The organism is Mucilaginibacter gynuensis (assembly GCF_039541195.1).
Lineage (GTDB): Bacteria > Bacteroidota > Bacteroidia > Sphingobacteriales > Sphingobacteriaceae > Mucilaginibacter > Mucilaginibacter gynuensis.
Window position 1 is genome coordinate 138,985 of sequence record NZ_BAABFT010000005.1, and the last position, 17,977, is coordinate 156,961.

At 44.9% G+C, this 17,977-nt stretch carries 9 protein-coding genes; all 9 read right to left on the reverse strand.

Annotated elements, in window-relative coordinates; all coding sequences use genetic code 11:
• Positions 1-43 precede the first annotated feature (43 nt).
• The 9 genes from ABD894_RS11665 to ABD894_RS11705 all read right to left on the reverse strand — a co-directional run bounded on the left by ABD894_RS11665 (position 44) and on the right by ABD894_RS11705 (position 17,880).
• Complete coding sequence (locus ABD894_RS11665) at positions 44-3,325, reverse strand: GH92 family glycosyl hydrolase (RefSeq protein WP_345211209.1); 3,282 nt, start codon at positions 3,323-3,325, stop codon at positions 44-46.
• Positions 3,322-4,449 (reverse strand): acyltransferase family protein, encoded by a 1,128-nt coding sequence (locus ABD894_RS11670; RefSeq protein WP_345211210.1) that lies wholly within the window; start codon positions 4,447-4,449, stop codon positions 3,322-3,324. Before ABD894_RS11670 ends, ABD894_RS11665 begins: the two co-directional genes overlap by 4 nt.
• Positions 4,450-4,465: 16 nt before the next feature.
• Positions 4,466-7,378 carry a beta-galactosidase gene (locus ABD894_RS11675; RefSeq protein WP_345211211.1) on the reverse strand — a complete coding sequence of 971 codons (2,913 nt, stop codon included), beginning with the start codon at positions 7,376-7,378 and terminating at the stop codon, positions 4,466-4,468.
• The gene (locus tag ABD894_RS11680) at positions 7,378-9,576 is read right to left on the reverse strand and encodes an alpha-N-acetylglucosaminidase (protein ID WP_345211212.1); all 2,199 of its coding nucleotides are present in this window, start codon (positions 9,574-9,576) and stop codon (positions 7,378-7,380) included. Before ABD894_RS11680 ends, ABD894_RS11675 begins: the two co-directional genes overlap by 1 nt.
• A gap of 106 nt (positions 9,577-9,682) precedes the next feature.
• Positions 9,683-11,161: a RagB/SusD family nutrient uptake outer membrane protein gene (locus ABD894_RS11685; protein WP_345211213.1), complete on the reverse strand. Its 1,479-nt coding sequence runs from the start codon at positions 11,159-11,161 to the stop codon at positions 9,683-9,685.
• A gap of 4 nt (positions 11,162-11,165) precedes the next feature.
• The gene (locus tag ABD894_RS11690) at positions 11,166-14,537 is read right to left on the reverse strand and encodes a TonB-dependent receptor (protein ID WP_345211214.1); all 3,372 of its coding nucleotides are present in this window, start codon (positions 14,535-14,537) and stop codon (positions 11,166-11,168) included.
• A 198-nt stretch (positions 14,538-14,735) separates the two neighbouring features.
• Entirely contained in the window at positions 14,736-15,803 is a 1,068-nt protein-coding gene (locus ABD894_RS11695) for a FecR family protein (RefSeq protein WP_345211215.1), read from the reverse strand.
• Between the two features lie 82 nt (positions 15,804-15,885).
• On the reverse strand, positions 15,886-16,428 hold the full coding sequence (locus ABD894_RS11700; protein ID WP_345211216.1) for an RNA polymerase sigma-70 factor: 543 nt from the start codon (positions 16,426-16,428) through the stop codon (positions 15,886-15,888).
• A 156-nt stretch (positions 16,429-16,584) separates the two neighbouring features.
• Positions 16,585-17,880, reverse strand: coding sequence for an esterase-like activity of phytase family protein (locus ABD894_RS11705; protein ID WP_345211217.1), 1,296 nt, complete (start codon positions 17,878-17,880; stop codon positions 16,585-16,587).
• Positions 17,881-17,977 lie beyond the last annotated feature (97 nt).

The window sequence follows — 17,977 nt, forward strand, 5'->3', positions numbered from 1 at the left end:
CGGGGGTTGGCGAATATACTACATAAGCCTATTTCAGCACAGCCTAATTTGAATTTTTAACAATTTTTTGTTCGATAGTAAAGATAGCCTTAACCTCGGCGGCGCTAAGCGACGACTTGTAAACCTTTACCTTATCTAATCGCCCGTGAAAAATGCGTTCTCCCGGAAACTCTTCATTTTGCCCTAAAAACCATTTACTGGTATTCGAAAGGTTAGCGTTCTCATCTGCTATGGTAGTACCGGCCAATATGCCGTCAATGTATAATTCCAGCTTTTTGCCATTGCATACGCCTGCTATGTGGTGCCAGTTACTTTTCCAGTTGGCAGGCAGCTTTACCGTACAATCGCCACGGCCCCAGCCACCGGCAAAAAAGGTTAGCGTTTTCTGGTCGGTCACCTGTAACACATGGCTATCGCCCTTGGTAATAATATCTACCAAACCACGCTCACTCCCCGTTGGGAATACCCAGCCCATCATGCTCAAACTTTCATCCATTTCATCCAAAGCAGCTGCGTTGGGTACTTCAATGTGGGTGCTTTCGTCGAAAAGTAATTTGCCGCTTTTTACCGGCTTAGCGGATACAATATGCCCGTTATTATTAAAGCCTGATGAATCGGCCAGCAAACCATTGGCGGTATACCGCACAGGCGAAAGCTGCAATAACAAGGCATCCATAGTATGGTTGTAAACTTTGTAAACTATCCTTTTACCGCTCACACTCATTTGCTGAAAGCCGGCATGCGTGGTTGATAATATATGCTTCAATTCCTTCTTTTCCCCTGGATTAATACTTACTGTATCCGTCATCAACAGCGTATCATTCCGCAATATTGGCAGATAGTAAGTATTTGGTTTTCCGTCGATATTTTGGATGGTATATTGTACAAGCTGCTCTTCATTCAGCTTCACCATCGGCTTTACCGTAAGCGATGTTATATCGAAGGCCTGATCGGGTTTAAGATCGCTGTTCAGCACTTCTACCGATACCGGCTTTAAACCATCAATAGCCAACGCGTGTTTCCCTGTGGCATACAGCTTGATGCCGATAGAATCTTTCACAGTTACGCCCTGCTCAACCAGGCAATTCTTATAGGCATAAGGCTGTCCGTCTTTTAAAACGATCACTTTTTTCAGCCCCTTACTCCCCTCATTGGTCAGCGAAAACCTTACGTAAAAAAGCTCGTTAGGCAACACTTTTGCAAGCGACGGCGCGAAACTTCGTACTGTAAACACCGCCGGAACTTTTGTTACGGATAGTTCTGTTGTTAGTTTGCTGCGCGGCCAGCCGGTTGGCTTATCAGCAGTGTTGAATGCTATTGTGCCGCCTTTTGACAATATATCATGCGGGATGATTAACTGCTGCCAATCCGCGTTATTTACTCTTACAGATTGCACGTAAGGCCCTTTCTGATCGCTGGTGACAGTCAGCTTATTTTTATTGGGCAGATGCGCGGTAACCGATTTAAACAGCGGCGTACCAATACTGTAACACGGCCTGCCCGGACTTGAAGGATAGATGCCCATGGCACTGAACACATACCAGCTTGAGGTAGAACCCAGATCATCATTACCGGGCAAACCGCCTGGCGAATTGCCGAACCTTTCGAGCATAATTTTGCTGCACCATTTTTGCGTTAGCCACGGCATACCGGCTTGGTTAAACAGGTAAGGCACATGAAATACCGTTTCGTTATCAAAAAATAAAACTTCGTTCGTCAGTACCGAATCCAGCCGTTCGGCAAAGCTTTCAGCGCCGCCGGTATAGTTGATTAAATCCTGCACATTATGCGGCACAAAATAACCATACACCCATTTGTCGCCCTCCTTATAGCCCGACATGCCGGGTTGTAACTTTACAGCATCCTGATTACGGGGCAAGAAAAGCCTGTCATCTGTGTTAAACAGGTTACGGTAGTTGTAGCCGCGTTTTTGTGTTAGTTTATAGGTAGCGTCATCGTGCATTACGTTTTTGGCAAACTGCGATAAAGCCCAATCATCATAAGCGTACTCCACCGTGCGCGTTACCGATTCGGCAAACATAAACGGAATGTAGCCATTATTGTGATAGCTTACCATATCCTTTTGCAGAAAGGGGCCATCTACAATACTCTTCTTCATGGCTTTATAGGCCAATACTTTATCAAAGCCGGTTATCCCTTTAAGGTAGCTATCCACAAGGACAGGGATGCTGTGGTTACCCGTCATCGATTCAATGGGCAGGTACCCCGTTTGCTTGTAAATATCCAGCATCGATAATATCACGTCCTGCTGTTTATCGGGGTAAAGCAAGGTAAGTAAGGGGTGCAACGAACGAAAGGTATCCCATGGCGAAAACGCGCCATATTGGTTAGCGCCACTCCGTTTACAGATCTTGCCATCACCGCCCTTGTAGCGTCCGTCGGCATCGTCAATTACCCAGGGTATCAGCAACGAATGGTACAGCGCGGTATAAAACACTGTTTTATTTTGCTCGTTGTTATCTTCAACATCAACTACCGATAGCTTTTTAGCCCATTCAGCAACAGTTCGCGTACGTACGGCATCGAATCCCTGCTTGCCAATCTCACTTTCAATATTGTGCTTCGCCGAAGCATGGTCAATAGTGGATGTGCTTAGTTTTATAGTTAATACTTTATTGGCAGCCGTTGCTTTGGCAAAGGTAAATAGCCAGCCATTAGGTAACTTTTGTTTGGCAGTATAGGCTTCTGAAAAAAGCAGTACTGTGTTCCTGTTCACGGCGTGCAATTCGGTTTTCGATGGAAAGATTAATTCACCTGCATCGGCAATAAAAATTTGTGGTTGATTGCCTTTGCTAAACGTAAAGCGAAACATACCCGTACGGGCGGTAACGGTGGCTTCGGCAATAGTGTTATCGTCGTTAAAAGTTGCTTTATAATACCCCGGCGAAGCGGTTTCATCAGCATGTGTAAACCTGCGATTGTAATTGCCTGATGTAAGTTTGCTTGCGGCTCCTACCGGCATAATATGCAGTTTACCGGCCGAACCTTCCGGAAAGCCGCTCATGTGCCCGAAAAAACTGAAGAAGTAAATGACAGAATCGGCATAATTGTAGCCCCTTGCCCCTGTTAATCGCGTTTCAGGGCTCAACTGGATCACGCCCGATGGCGCTACAGCCCCCGGATAAGTTCCACCCGCGCTTCCCCAACGTGTGGGCACATCGCTTTTGGCCGAACCAATAAAAGGATTAACGTATTGCAAGTGGTTTTCACCGGCAGGTTGCGCGTTGGCTTGCAACATCACAAACAGCAATACCGGCAACAAAAACAGCTTAATTTTTAACAGTGTACTACAGTGCTGCTTCATATTTTAACGTAGATCTTTCTTTTATCCAACACGTAAGCCACCAGCCAGCACAGCAGCATATAGCAAATAGCAAAGCACAAAGTACCGAACGAACCCGGGAACACCCGTTGAAAGAGCACCTGGTTTATCCAATCGTACAGGCTAAGATCTGTACCCACCCTGATGGTGATGATAACGGTAAATAACAGTTCGGAAAGCAGGTAAATAGCCAGCGAATTACGGCCGAACGTGAGGAAGAAGTTAGTGCCTATATTCTTATTTTTTATTTCGATAACAAAAAGCAGGAAGCCCAGTATAGCCAGATCGATACCGATGGTTAACAGGGTGAAGGTGCTTGTCCACAGTTTTTTAGCCACAGGGAAAAACTGCCCCCAAAACAAAGCGATACAAATAAGCGCCGCGCCGTATACAAACAGCTTTGCCACACTCTCGTAGTTTTTACCTTTTTGCTGAATGAAAGCCCCGGCCAAATAACCGCCTATTACATTTACTATAGCGGGCAATGTGCTTAACAACCCTTCGGGATCGAAAGCTATCGGACCGCCTTTATCATGATACAGGTGCGCGTTGCCCATTACAAAAATATCGAAACTGGTGCCTACGTTGCCCAGCATGGTATACTCGGCACCTTGCGGCCCAAAATACAGCAGGATAAGCCAGTAAGCGATCAATATCAGCACAGAGATGATCACCGCCGCCTTGCGCGAAAAATAATGCACAATCAATGCACCGAAAAAGTAACAGAGCGCAATACGTTGCAACACCCCCATAATGCGCGTAGTGGCCAAGGCATTAAAGGCCCAGCCATCGCCGGTACGGTGCATAAACGGAAACCAGTACATAAGGTAGCCCAGTAAAAAGATAATGAGCGTACGTTTAAGTATTTTGGTGATGAAAGCCACATCGCTTTCGTATTTCTTTTTTGAAAAGCTCAGCGCATTACCAACCGCGAAAAGGAACGACGGAAAAACCAGGTCGGTAGGTGTAAAACCAAACCATTGGGCATGGTCCAGCGGTGCCCACACTGCTGCACCCGAACCCGGCGCGTTCACAATGATCATGAAACATATCGTCATACCGCGAAAAACATCGAGCGCGGTAAATCTTTGGCTGGTAGCAGTCATCTTTATGATCTATTTTTTATTTAATATCTGCAATTATATTCACCTTTTTACGGCTTGCCTCGGGCTCCGAAAGGAGACTTGTTTGAAGCGGCTTTTTACCATCTTCATCATAAATAACCAATTCGTTAGCGCCTGCGTTGAGCCAGCATTCGGGGATGTATAAACCCGGCGCGGCTGCCTTTTCAGGGTATCTGCCTAAATTATGGCCGTTCACCCAAACAGAGCCATGGCCTAAACCTTTTGGGTTGAAACGCCATATTAAAGTATGGTTTTTATACGGAAGAACTGTAAACGTGGTACGATAAAATACCGGGCGATCAGTCGCTTTACTATTCACCGGCATCACTTTCCAGCCACCCGCAATACTACCGGGGCCGCCCTTCATTTGCCAGCCGCTTATGGCAGGCACATTGCCAATGGTGTTGATCTTTACAGGCTGATCTATCCCACCCTCATTAGAGTAGTTTTCGATAAACACATCCAGGTTGATGGCATTTTTAAGTATTGCTGCATCGTCTATCACAATCTCGAAAGGCTGGTTCCAGCCAACGTGACGATGAACTTCTTTACCGTTGATAAACACCACCGCGTTTTCATCAACGCTTTTAAACTGCAACACTATTTTTGATGTATGCTGCGGAGCGATAACATTATGAAACCACGCGTAACCTTCGCTCAAATTGAACACATCGGCACCTATTTTATATTTGCCGTATGAAGAAGTGTTGAAAGCAGGCGGACCCTTTTTATCGTCGTTCTTGGCGGCTTTTACAAAGTACCAATCTGTCAATTCTTTTATGAACGGACCGCCTGCTTTTATAACTGCCGGACCAAAAATGCCTTTGCTATCCACCTCATCAAGCGGACCGATGTATGCGGCAAGCTTGTCCCGGCCGTCGTGCGCGGTAAATATGGTCAGTTGATGCGTTCCTTTTTTAAGGTTGAGCGATACCTCACCTTCGTTCAGTTTCCAGTTGGCGGCGGCTTTGCCATCAACAAAAGCTTGTCCCCTGCCGTTCCCTTTTACCTGCAATATGTATTTGCCTGTGGCTGCAACTTTCAAGCTGGTTTTGTACCAGGCATTGGCGGTAACATCAGCGTCGGCACCCATGGGTAATGGGTTCGCGGATGTGGTCCAATGAGTTGTTGCCGAAGGCCAGCCGGTTTTAGTTGTCCATTTGCTTAATGCAACAGGTTTAACCGGAGCAATAGCAGGTACAACCGTTTCGTTAAGGTTGATGGTTTTATTAGCTGTATATAATAGCTTGGGATATTGTTCTTTTGCCAATAACGGAGCTTCTGTTTCGACAGATAGTTGCGTCCCTTTCAGCTTAACATCATGTATATAATCAGCTCCGCTGATTATCAAATTTTGCCCGGTTGATTCATCGATAAAAGTCCTGTCTGTCCAGGCCCTGTTCATGGCTAAAACGCGCACTATCTGGTCGCCGGTTTCGAACATGTATTCTTTGGGCTGATCGATGGCAGACATCAACTCATCAAGCAGTAAACGGTTACCTGTAAGCTTAAAGGCCGGCGATAACATATCGGGTGCCAATTGCACAGTAAAATCCAGATAGAGCCTTGCGCCTTGTTCGGCATCGGTAATAATGGTAATAGTATTGCCTTGTTTTACAATGGCGTATATACGGGTAAGCGCCCGGTTAAGTGTCACCTGCTGATTAAGGCGGTATTGATGTACCAGCGGGTAAATCTCGCCGGGAGAAACGTTCAAGTTGAAATCACTAACAGAATCAATGTTCAGCTTCGCTGTTATGGCTTGCTTACCGGGGTTGTCGATAAAGATCAGACTACCTTCAGGGCTTTTGCGCACACTTACTTTTAAAGCGGTATCAGCTATTATTTTGCTGTAAGATGCAGAATCATTTACGCTGTTTTCCAGCACATCCTCAAAGCTGCGCGAAAACCAGGAAGCCCGTTTAAAGGCATAATAAATTGGCCGCAGGTCACCGGCCTGCCCGACAGCCGCACCATAATCATACGAGGCGGCATCTTCATCATTATTGGTATAACCAAAGTTTGAGCCGCCATGCGCCATGTAGTAATTGTAACCGTTGCCGCCATGGGCGATGATCTTCCAGGTACGGCGATCATATACAGCGGCATCGGCAGGTTTGGCACCGTACTGGTTATACCAAACGCTCCAAAATTCGGTAGAAAACCAGGGATTAGGCCGTTTCGCGTCATCCAGATGCCCGTCACCTGCCGGGTCGCTGGCATGGTGCAGGCCGCTGAAAAAGTACGGCACTTCCATCCCCATCGATAGCGCTTTGGTTTGCAGATGCCTAAAGTAATCGTCGGGCATATCGGTACCCCAACCCTGCGGGTGCTCATTTTCCAATTGTACTAATATCACCGAGCCATTATGATTGATCTGATGCTTAAATACGATCGGCAGCAGCTTATCAAAAAAGCGATCAACATACTGTTCAAACAGCGCGTTGTGTTCGCGTACGCGCAGTCCTTTTTTAAACTTCAGCCATATCGGGTAGCCGCCACTGTCCCACTCGGCACAGTAATACGGCCCAACCCGCACAATGGAATACAAACCCAACTCCTTCACTATGTTCAGGAAAGCGTCGAGATCGGCATCGCCACTAAAATTAAACTTGCCTTCAACCGGTTCGTGAAAGTTCCATATCGTGTACACTTCCACGCAGTTAAAACCGGCACGTTTTATACGCATCAATCGGTCGCGCCAAAGCTGCCTTGGCACACGTGCGTACTCCAACCCTGCCGATACCAGGAAGGTACGCTTGCCATTCACCATGAAGCCCTTGTTATCAAAATCAATAAATGATTTAGCAGCCGGTGCGGGTTTAAATATATGATCGTTTACCTGCTGCGCCCTTGTTATAGCGGGGTATAGCAGCAGATAAACAGCAATAAATAATAAATATCTTTTCATTAATAAGCGGCGTCTATAATGCTGCTGTATTTAATAAACATGGCCTTTGCCACGTCAACAGGGTTACCTTTGGTAGCATTTGGATAGGCATTATCGTGCTTGTTCACCCATTGCCATTCCCAGTTTTTAACCTGCTTATCAAAAGCGGCCTCATCAAATGGCGTTTTAGCAGCCATGGCCTTGCTTAAACCGGTAAAGTACAGTTCCCAACGGGGTTTGTAATAACCTTTGATCAACCCGGCCCATTGCCTGTTAGAGTATTCGCGCAGGCCGCTTTCTTTATCGCCCCAAAGAGTTACCAGGTCGCGGGCATTAAATTCATAAAGGTCTTGTTCTTTAGTGGTAATACCATTGGCACGTGCTTCGCTGATCCATTTACCCAGTAGAAAATCCTTACGGGTGGCCAATAACTGGTCCATATCATCCATTAAGCGCAAAAAGGCCGCGCTTTGTATTTTAAACTCGGCCGCGTCCTTGCTCTTATAGGCCGCTACCCATTTTTGCTGCAAAGGCGTGGCGTAATTAGCCAAAACCTGTCTTGTCACATCAATCAGGTCGTACTGAAAACCATCACTTTGTTGCAGGCTGTCGGCAGCGGTTACTAACAGGCCCCATGCTTTGGCCAGTTCTTTAGGATCATAAGCTATTTTGGTGAGCACCCTGTCTACCACAGGCTTTTGAGTTGGGCGCGCTACTATGATAGATTCGTTACCACCTTCGGTAAGCGGGCCGCTGTAAACCGTGTTCAGTAATATATGCCACGCTTCATCGGCCTTGCTGTTATTGCTACCGTAACGGCGCAGCGCGTAATTTTTTAACCAGGCGTCGGCATCAATAGGCGTATCGCGCCAAACGTTCTCCAGCATCAGGGCAAACAACGCCGGGTTTTGTTCAATACCTTCGGGGGTTAAACCAATACCCATCATCCGTTTAGATTCCGGGTCGTGCAGCGTAACAGCCGGATCAGATGCCACATGGCGCATACGGCCAAACATGCTGATGTTACCGCCAAAATTTTGCAGCAGATTCCAGATCCACGGCTTGCCATAATAAGCTTCGGTACGGTTCCATACCGGGTGCGATTCGCTGTACAGATCGAGCACGATCATCTGGTCATCGGGCACCGCGTTCAGCAAGGCTTTAATTTGCTGCGGCTGCCAAAATTTGTTGTTGTAATGAAACATCCAGCCCTGCATTACCCACACCGCTTTCGGGTCGGCAGCGGTCATCGACCTGAATACTTTTTTACTCATGCCATCCAAATATGTTGAATCATTTGTAGGCGGAATGTTCTCATTAAAGGTATCGGCCGAATACAGGTGATCGGTACCGAACTCCTTGGTTTGCGCGGTAATGTATTTTTTGCCGATGGTTTCAAACAGGGCATCATCCGGATCAAGGATATATACATCCGGGAAACCGGCATCCCAATTGGTCTTTTTAACTTTAGCCTGCGGAAATTTATCTTTAAACGACGGCGGCACGTGCCCGGTGAAAGATGACAATACCGGTTTCATACCGAATGAACGTTCGCGCTCCAATATCTGCTTTTGTAACTGCTTGTGGGTGTCTTTCCAATGCTGCGGCAGCGGGCCACCCCATGCATCGATATTTCCCATCCAAAACCACGAAAAATAAGCCGGGCCGCTAAAAAAGGCATCCAGTTCTTTATCGGTAAAGCCCATTTCTTTGTAAACCTCCTGCCATATCGCTTCTTCGCCGGTAATGGCCAGCGGCATGTTGATACCGTTAAGGGCCATCCAGTCTATCTCTTTTTGCCAGCGTTCCCAGTTCCACCAGGCCATGGTGTAGTTAAACGTGCAGTAGTTAAGGTAATAACGATAGGTATATGGCGTAGCCTTGTGTACTTTTTTGGTAACCGTGGGCAGTGTGGCGGGTAGTTTTAAATTGGTACCATTCCAGCCGATATCGCAAAAACAATAGTTTTTCAAATAGTAGTTCAACGCCGAAGCTACCGAAAGTCCATTGTTACCGCGTAATATTATCTTATCCTGCCTGGCATCCAGTTCAAACACATCCTTGCCGTTTACCTGCGGTATCTCCTCAATAACAAAGGCCGATGCCCTGCCGGGGATCACCCGTTCTATAAAATCGGTCGTCGCCTTTTGATCTACCTGGGCATACAATGGGAAACTCAACAAAAAAGCAAAAAGTGTAAACAGGCCTTTCTTCATCATTATTAAAATGAGTTTTTATGGGGTTGATATTAAAAAATTGCCGGCAGTAAATTAGCTGATCTGGTCAAATTAAAATTACTGCCGGCAATTACCGGGTATACTTTATTTAAAAGTTAGGATTTTGAACTAAAACGCCCTTACTCTTATCAATTTCCTCTTGCGGAATTGGATAGTAGTAGTGCTTAGGGCGTATAAAGTTAATCGTCTTATTTCTGTCAAGCGGCGCTTTTGATACCGGCAGGTTATAAATAGCTGCTATATCAACAATTTGCGCTTTATCCCAACGCATCAAATCCTGGTGGCGTTCGCCTTCTCCGGCCAGTTCAACACGGCGTTCGTGGATAAGCTGGGTCATGCCCGCGCCTGATACCGGCGGCAACGCTGCCGAGGCACGTCTGCGGACCTGGTTAATCAACGCGTCGCCTGCGCCTGCGCCTTGCGTTCTGATTTGCGCTTCGGCTACCAGCAGGTAAATATCTGCCGAGCGCATCAATGGCACCGCGTAAGTATGATCCGGACCACCGCCATCACCTACCGTGTTAAACACAGCGTATTTACGAAAGCTGTAACCCGTTTCTGAAAGATCGGCAGTAAAGGTGGTTAAACCGTTACCATCCCCCAAATCCATCTGATCGCCAACGCTTAACAGCGTAGCAGCTTTGCGCGGGTCATTCGCCTCAAACTCATCGGCCAAACCTTGCAGCGGCTGGCTAAAGCCATAACCACCCCATGCACGCGGAATGTAATAAATGGTATAATCGTTTTGTATTACGTTTTGTACTGCCTGCACAGCAAAAAGTATCTCTTTGCTGTTTTCGTTAGCGCGGGTAAAATTGTCCTGGTAATTGGCGGCAAGCGCGTAATTAGGATTTGTTATCACCTGCTGACCCGCGGCTATCGCTTCAGGAAATTTTTCCCAATACATGTATAACTTGGTAAGTAAGCCTAACGCGGTACCCTTGCTTACACGGCCCCTATCGGCAGCGGTATAACTTTCAGGCAGCATATCAACAGCCTGTTTCAAATCGGCCTCTATTTGTTTACGCACCTCCTCTACAGATGATTTAGGCACATTGAAGTTTTGGGTGAGGTAATCCTCATTGGTAATGATAGGAACTTCGCCATAAATTACCATTAAACGCCAGTAGCCAAAAGCACGGAAAAAATAAGCCTCGCCCATGCTGCGCTTTTTAATAGCATCGGTAATATTGGTAATCTTAGCTATATTGATGATACAATTTGTTGAACGGTTAACGGTTTCATATTTCCATTTCCAGCTATACCTTACCTGCGCGTTTGAGGCGTCATAGGTGAGGTTTTCAATCGCCTCATCTTCGCTATGATCACCGGAGCGCCAATAATCGTCAGATGCGATATCGAACGTGGTTTCGGCATGAGATATATAATCTTCACCCTCCAGCAAACTGTAAATACCCGTTATGGCATTTACGGCATCAGCCTCGTTACGGAAATAATTATCGGTATTGTATACGCCCTTCTGATCAAGATCAAGCGCTTTTTTACAGGCAGAGGTTAATGTAATAACCAGCGCCATTGTTATATATGCTATATGTTTTGCTTTCATGAGGTTATAATTTAACTGTTGCACCAAATGTAATTGTACGTACGGCAGGGTATTGCGCAACGTCAACCCCTCTTTGTATGTTGCCATCTGTGTAACCAAGTTCAGGTGTATAACCCTTATACCCGGTTATAATAAACACATTTTGTCCAGATGCGTAAAATCTAACACTACTTAAAGCAGCTTTTTTAGCCCAGCTTTCAGGTAGGGTGTAGCCGATAGTTATATTTTTCATGCTGAAGTAGTTACCGCTCTCAACAAACAGATCGGAAGTACGATAATTATCATTGTTACGATCAAGTGATAACTGCGGTATAGTATTACTGGTTCCGGGACCTGTCCAGCGGTTAAGCGTTTCGGCATACAGGTTAAACGGATAAGTTGGGTCGATACCCTGCATCCTGTCGGCATTGTAAAGACTTACTCCAAATACGCCGGTAAAGTTGGCCGACAGATCAAAACCTTTATATTTTATGCTTCCTTGTAAACCTGCAGTTACATTTGGGTTAGGGTTACCAATGTTGGTACGATCTGCACCATCAATTAATCCATCATTGTTCAAATCCACAAAACGGACGTCACCTGGTTTTATTCTTGCCTTGCGTGAATCATTGGCCAATGCCGGGTCGCTGTCAATTTCGGCTTGCGTTTGATACAGTCCATTTGTTTTGTAACCGTAAAAAGAAGCAATTGGCTGTCCTTCATAAGTTCTGGAGATTTCCTGGCTCGAACGTCCGTAAGTTCTTGAAGGTACATAACTACCAGGGCCGGTTAACTGCGTTACCTTATTTTTGATGAAAGCAGCATTAGCGCCTATACTATATTTTACTTCATTGCCACCCTGGTAATTTACTTCAACCTCAATACCTTTGTTATTCATTTTACCTATGTTCTGATCAGGGATTGATACCAAACCATAAGTACCTACCAATGGAGGCGTGGTTAACATATCCTGTGTATTTTTATTGAAATAGGTTAACGTACCATTCAATTGATTATTCAGGAAACCGGCCTCTAAACTGATATTGGTCATTTGTGTACGTTCCCAATGAATATCCAAATTAGCAATAGTTGTCACGGCCGAACCGCTTACACCGTTACCGCCAAAGGCATAACCACCATTACCATAAGTATTGTTAACTTTAATCAAACTCAGGTATTGAAAAGGCCTCACATTTTGGTTACCCAGCTCACCCCAGCCACCGGTTAATTTCAGGTTGCTAATCCAATCAATCTTTTTGATAAAAGGCTCATTAGACAGCCTCCATCCTAATGAGAAAGCCGGGAAATACCCCCAACGGTTACCTGAAGCAAAACGAGATGAACCATCGGCACGGAAAGTTACCGTAGCCAAAAAGCGCCCGTCATAATCGTAAAATCCACGCGCGAAACCTGATGCAAGTGAGTATGGATCCGCATAGGCACCCGTAGCACTACGCTGCCCTGTACCATTATTCAATATACGTTGATCAAAAGAGGTGTCATCAAACCCTACACGGCCTGCACTGAAATCGCTGCCTTTGTAATTTTGATACGAAACACCGCCGGTAAATGTAATGTGACTCTTATTAAGCTGTTTATCATACGTCAAAAACCCCTCTATCAATTGCGAAGAGTTTTCTGCTTCTCCTTGTGTCAAAGTTGATGCGTTAGTTTGCCTCGCTTGGTTTACATCTGCAATACTGAAATTGTATGTACGGGTAATAGTGCCATCAAATGCATAATTCATCCTGAATTTCAATTCTTTCAGAATAGCTACTTCTGCAAACGCATTTGCTAGTACTCTATATTTACGATTGTATCTATCAGCCTGCTGAATAGTTGCGTAAGGGCTATTGATATCGCCTAACTGATTGGCTAAGGCTTTTGATGTACCATAAGACCCATCGGGGTTAACTAACGGAATAGCCGGATTAAAGCGTAAAGCAGAAAAAACTAAACCTGTTTGTGAATTATTATTATCAAAACCGTTATTATCAGCAAAAGTAAGCTGCACATTTTCGCCCAGTTTTAACCATGGTTTTACTTTATGTTCTGAGTTGATACGTAGGCTATAGCGTTTAAAGTCCGACTTATCGATGATACCTTTCTCATTATATATAGAGGTAGAAAAATAATAGTTTGATGCATCATTACCGCCTTGTATATTCACATCGCCATTAGTAACATGACCTGTGCCCATAATGGCACGTTGCCAGTCGGTACGTTGTGTAGCATAATAACTATCATTCCATGGGTCTCCAATGGCTTGGCCATCATTAGTATAACGCTCACGTTTAAGCTGATAAAGATCAGGGGCGGTCAATAGGCTAATATACTTGGTTGAGTTTGAAAAACCGTTGTAAAAGTTAACCGTTGTTGACAGTTTTTGGCTGTATGTACCTTTTTTAGTGGTCACCAATACTACGCCATTGGCAGCACGTGTACCGTAGATGGCACTTGATGACGCATCCTTCAATATATCTACCGAAGCGATATCATTAGGGTTGATATCATTTAAAGCGTCGGGGTTGTTAGTAGGTACACCATCAATAATGATCAGCGGGTTGGCATCGTTAAGCGTACCTGTACCACGTATCCTGATACTTGGCGGAGCACCCGGCGAACCATCGTTACGTACAATGTTTACACCACTTGCACGGCCTTCAAGCGCCTGGGCAGCAGTACTTACAGGTAAATTCTGAAAATCGGCACCTTTTACACTGGCTACCGAACCCGTGATATCAACCTTTTTACTGGTACCGTAACCTACTACTACCACCTCGTTAAGTGATGATGGCAAACTTTTCATGGTAACGTTAAGCGGCTGATTACCCGTAATGGTTACCAGCTTTTTTTCGTAACCTATGTAGCTGAATTCCAGCACACCGTTAACAGGCGCTTCAATGCTGAATGCACCGTTAACATCAGTTGAGGTAGCGATGTTAGTACCCTGCAAACGCACGGTAACACCTATCAATTCAACCCCGGCGGTATCAACTACCTTACCTTTTATGGCTACCTGGCTGTCGGCAGCTTCGGGTGTGGAAATGATCACCACATGATCGTCTGCAAATTTGTAAGCCAATTTATTGCTGATGATAAGGGCCAAAACCTGTTCAACAGTGGCATCCTTAATATCTACATCAACCTTGCCCAGCTTTTTGAGCGCGGCATAGTTGTAAAAAAAGCGATAATCGCTTTGTTTTTGCATTTTGGTTAGTATACTGCTCACTTCCGTTTGCTTTATACTAAGGGTAAATTTTTGCTGCGAGTACACATGCGCGGAAACCTGCATACACGTAACAAGAATTAAAAGGAAAGTTGCTTTCATTAGCAATATAACTTTTAGGCATACAGAGGCACCCGGACTGGCAAATGCCCTTCTTAATTTTTTCATTACTTTTGTTTTGAAAATTAATGGATAGAGTAAGTCGCCGTCGAAAATCGTCTTACTCTCAATACTAAATCCCACATTTTTAAGGGGAAGAGGTCGTAACTCTTCCCTTATTTATATCGGGTAATTTCAGGAATCTGTCAGGTAATTTTTTTTGTTCATACTTTAGGGTTAAGTTATTATTTTAATTAGTTTTTGCTTTTATTTACGCCCCAGGTAAACGGTATCATTAACCATTTTTGCTTGCAACGGGGTTATCTGCTTCAACAATCCCAGCGCCTTTGGCAGGCTCTCATTCTCCAGTACACCGCTGATCTGCTCCTTTTTCAAGGCTTCATCTTTAAATATGATGTGCACATTGTATTTACGTTCCATTGCCAAAGCTACCTCATCAAAACTGGTATTGGCAAACATGATCTTGTTCTCTATCCAGGCGTTTTCCGGATATACGCTCTCCCCTGTTTCGGGCAGGGCGGCCACTTCATATTTTATAGGTGAAACTTCGTTACCAATAGCCTTTGCCTGTTTGGCTGTAAGCGTTTTATTTACCGTCAGTTTTTCGTGCGGGGTAAGGATGATCTTCTTTTCGCTATCGCCGGCAAGCTCAACCTGTATCTTACCTTCTAAAAGCGTGGTTTCTATTTTAGCATCGGCACCGTAGGCCTTTACGTTGAACACGGTGCCCAACACACGCACCGTAATGCCATTGGTATGTACAAAAAAGGGCATATCCGCGTTTTTTGTCACCTCGAAAAAGCCTTCGCCATCTAATTTAACTTCGCGTTTAGCACCCGAAAAACTTGCAGGGTACGAGAAATGGCTGCCGGCATTAAGTTTAACCTTTGTACCATCGGACAGGGTGACCTGCATTACCTTGCCAAGAGGAACATTAATTGTTTGGTAGGCGATCTTTATCGATTCCTGCTTACGATTGTAAAAAAAGAAAACTGATATAGCTATCACCAGCATAGCAGCAACAGCGCCTGCGCATTTCATAATGTTGATATGCCTTACCGGCGCTTCGCTAATCTGAACAAGTTCTTCGTTCTGCTCCGCATTGTTGATCCTGCCCCACAACTCTTCTATTTGCGATTCAATATTTATATTTTCGGCTCCGTTATCATCCTGAACAATAGCATTTGTTACCTGCTGCATTTTTTTATAGCGCGTAGATTGCTCAAGGAAGCGCTCAAGCTCTTTCAGTTCATCTTCGCTGGCCGAACCTGCAAGGCTTTTGGCCATCAGCTCGGTAAATCGTGACTTTCCCATAATATTCTGAAGCAAGGACAACTACGCCCGGGTATTTTCCTAAAGCATTTTAAACTTTTTTTATTTTTTTGAAAGGAACAGCTTATTGATACGAATTAACAACGCCTTCGATGCGTTTTAGGGCTATGGCCAGCTGGGCAAATACGGTTTTATTGGAGAGTTCGAGTATCGCGGCTACGTCATTACTGCTCAAGCCGTCTTCCTTCACCATTTTAAAGATCAGTTTGCAACGGGGCGGTAAGTTATTAATGGCCTTTGTAATTTCAATATGGAGTTCTTTATTGATGAGTAGTTCGGCAGGGTCGGCATCCAGCCGGAAATACAGTTTTCCCGCAACTGTTAACTCGCGTACCTTGCGCGATGAAACACTTTTCAGGTAGTTAAGGCAGGCATTTTTAACACACACATACAAGTATACCTGCACATTGCGCACCTGGTGCAAGCTATCGCGGTTAAGCCACAATCGCAAAAAAACATCGTTCACTATCTCTTTGCAGGCTTCGTTATCATCCAGAAACGAGCGGGCAAAACGCGAAAGCTTAACCACTTGTGTACGGTATAACGCGTTAAAAGCCGATTCGTCGTGTTCAAAACGAATTAAATTAAAGAGGTCTTGTATAGTCAATTTAAAATCACCGGTGATTTCTTTTATGAAAGCACCCGCGGTGGTGTAGTAAAATTAGGTAATTTTTTACAGCAATTGGCTAAAGTTTACATCGGAACAAAAAACGGGGCTGCTACATTGATGTAACAGCCCTGTTCATATTTTTGTATGAGTTTATTATTTCAGTTTAAAGAAATATAAACGGTTACGATCAACCGAGTTGGTTAACGGTAATATTTTTTGCGCGAAACCACTGGCACCGTTATCAACTACGCCAAAGTCGTCATCGTTTGAAATAACCAGGATATTGCCCGGTAACAAGGCCAAACCTTCAGCCTTATCGTGCGGATAAACAGATGGCAAATCTTTCAATAAGTCAACCGCCAATGTTTTGGTAACCGGTTTAATCCCCGCGGCTTCTAAGCCTGCCGCATTGTTTAGCTCTTCAACTGTTTTGCCACCGTATAATTTACCGGTTGGGCCGTTTGCAGGGTCAGAGATATCTGTAGCCGCGCTTAAATCAATTTTGAACACTTTTTTAAACGTAGCCGGGCTGGTAGCATTACCGCCGAAAAGTCCGTCGCGCTCAATGGTTAAAAAGGTGGTTGCGTTAACAGCTACGATATCGCTTACACCGGTAAGGGTAGTGTTATCCATTAAATAAGCATATTGTTTTGTAGTAGCGGTAGCGATATCAAAAGTAAGGATACGTAACACAACCGAACTTGCTACAGCAGCCTTATTAGGGTTGTACATTGGCGATTGCATCATACCTACCAATGTTTTACCATCAGGTGTAATAGCCAAACCTTCCATACCACGGTTAGCCCTGCGATTGGCAAACACAGCCGGTATTTTACGACCGCCGGTACCTGTACCAAACGGGTTAATACGCTCTATGGTTTTACCGGTAGCATCAAAGTGCGCGATGTGCGGACCGTACTCGTCGCTGATCCAGAACGTGCCATCGGCTGCTCTTACCAAACCTTCCGAATCTATACCATCCGCGCTTGGCGCAATAACGGCACCATTAAGGTCGTAAGCGGTTTCGCCTGATGCGCCCATACCTGCCGGATTTGGCAAACCGTTCAGTTTACCGCCTGTGCTATTTTTAAGTTCAATTACCTGCTCCAAATAAAGCTTGCCATCTTTCAGCCTGAATTTACCTATCTGCGGATCAAAATCGGGTTTACCGATGATGATAGAATTGGCCACCGTACCCGCTACGTTTGAGCCACGGTCGGTAAGCATGTAAAACACATCCGGTGAATTTGGATCAGCAGCAACAGCAGAACCGAAACCGCCATTATAAACTTTAACACCCGCAGAGGTGGTGAACAATACCGTAGGATCAACGGCTTCGGCCATATCAGGATAAGTAATAGGCGTTACGGGAGTATCATTATGATCTTTTGAACAGCCCGTTGAGGCTACTACTGAAATTACAAGAGCTCTTAGTAAGATTTTTTTCATGTGATAAATTAAAAAGTGATTAGAATCTTACAAGATTATCTTCCGCATGTGAAGCTAAGGTTAAGTTAAAAACAAGGATTTATAACTTTAAGGTGAA

Excerpts from the sequence above, each read along its gene's own strand:
- ABD894_RS11665 (WP_345211209.1), bottom strand. The coding sequence starts at position 3,325 with ATGAAGCAGCACTGTAGTACACTGTTAAAAATTAAGCTGTTTTTGTTG.
- ABD894_RS11670 (WP_345211210.1), bottom strand. The coding sequence starts at position 4,449 with ATGACTGCTACCAGCCAAAGATTTACCGCGCTCGATGTTTTTCGCGGT.
- ABD894_RS11675 (WP_345211211.1), bottom strand. The coding sequence starts at position 7,378 with ATGAAAAGATATTTATTATTTATTGCTGTTTATCTGCTGCTATACCCC.
- ABD894_RS11680 (WP_345211212.1), bottom strand. The coding sequence starts at position 9,576 with ATGATGAAGAAAGGCCTGTTTACACTTTTTGCTTTTTTGTTGAGTTTC.
- ABD894_RS11685 (WP_345211213.1), bottom strand. The coding sequence starts at position 11,161 with ATGAAAGCAAAACATATAGCATATATAACAATGGCGCTGGTTATTACA.
- ABD894_RS11690 (WP_345211214.1), bottom strand. The coding sequence starts at position 14,537 with ATGAAAAAATTAAGAAGGGCATTTGCCAGTCCGGGTGCCTCTGTATGC.
- ABD894_RS11695 (WP_345211215.1), bottom strand. The coding sequence starts at position 15,803 with ATGGGAAAGTCACGATTTACCGAGCTGATGGCCAAAAGCCTTGCAGGT.
- ABD894_RS11705 (WP_345211217.1), bottom strand. The coding sequence starts at position 17,880 with ATGAAAAAAATCTTACTAAGAGCTCTTGTAATTTCAGTAGTAGCCTCA.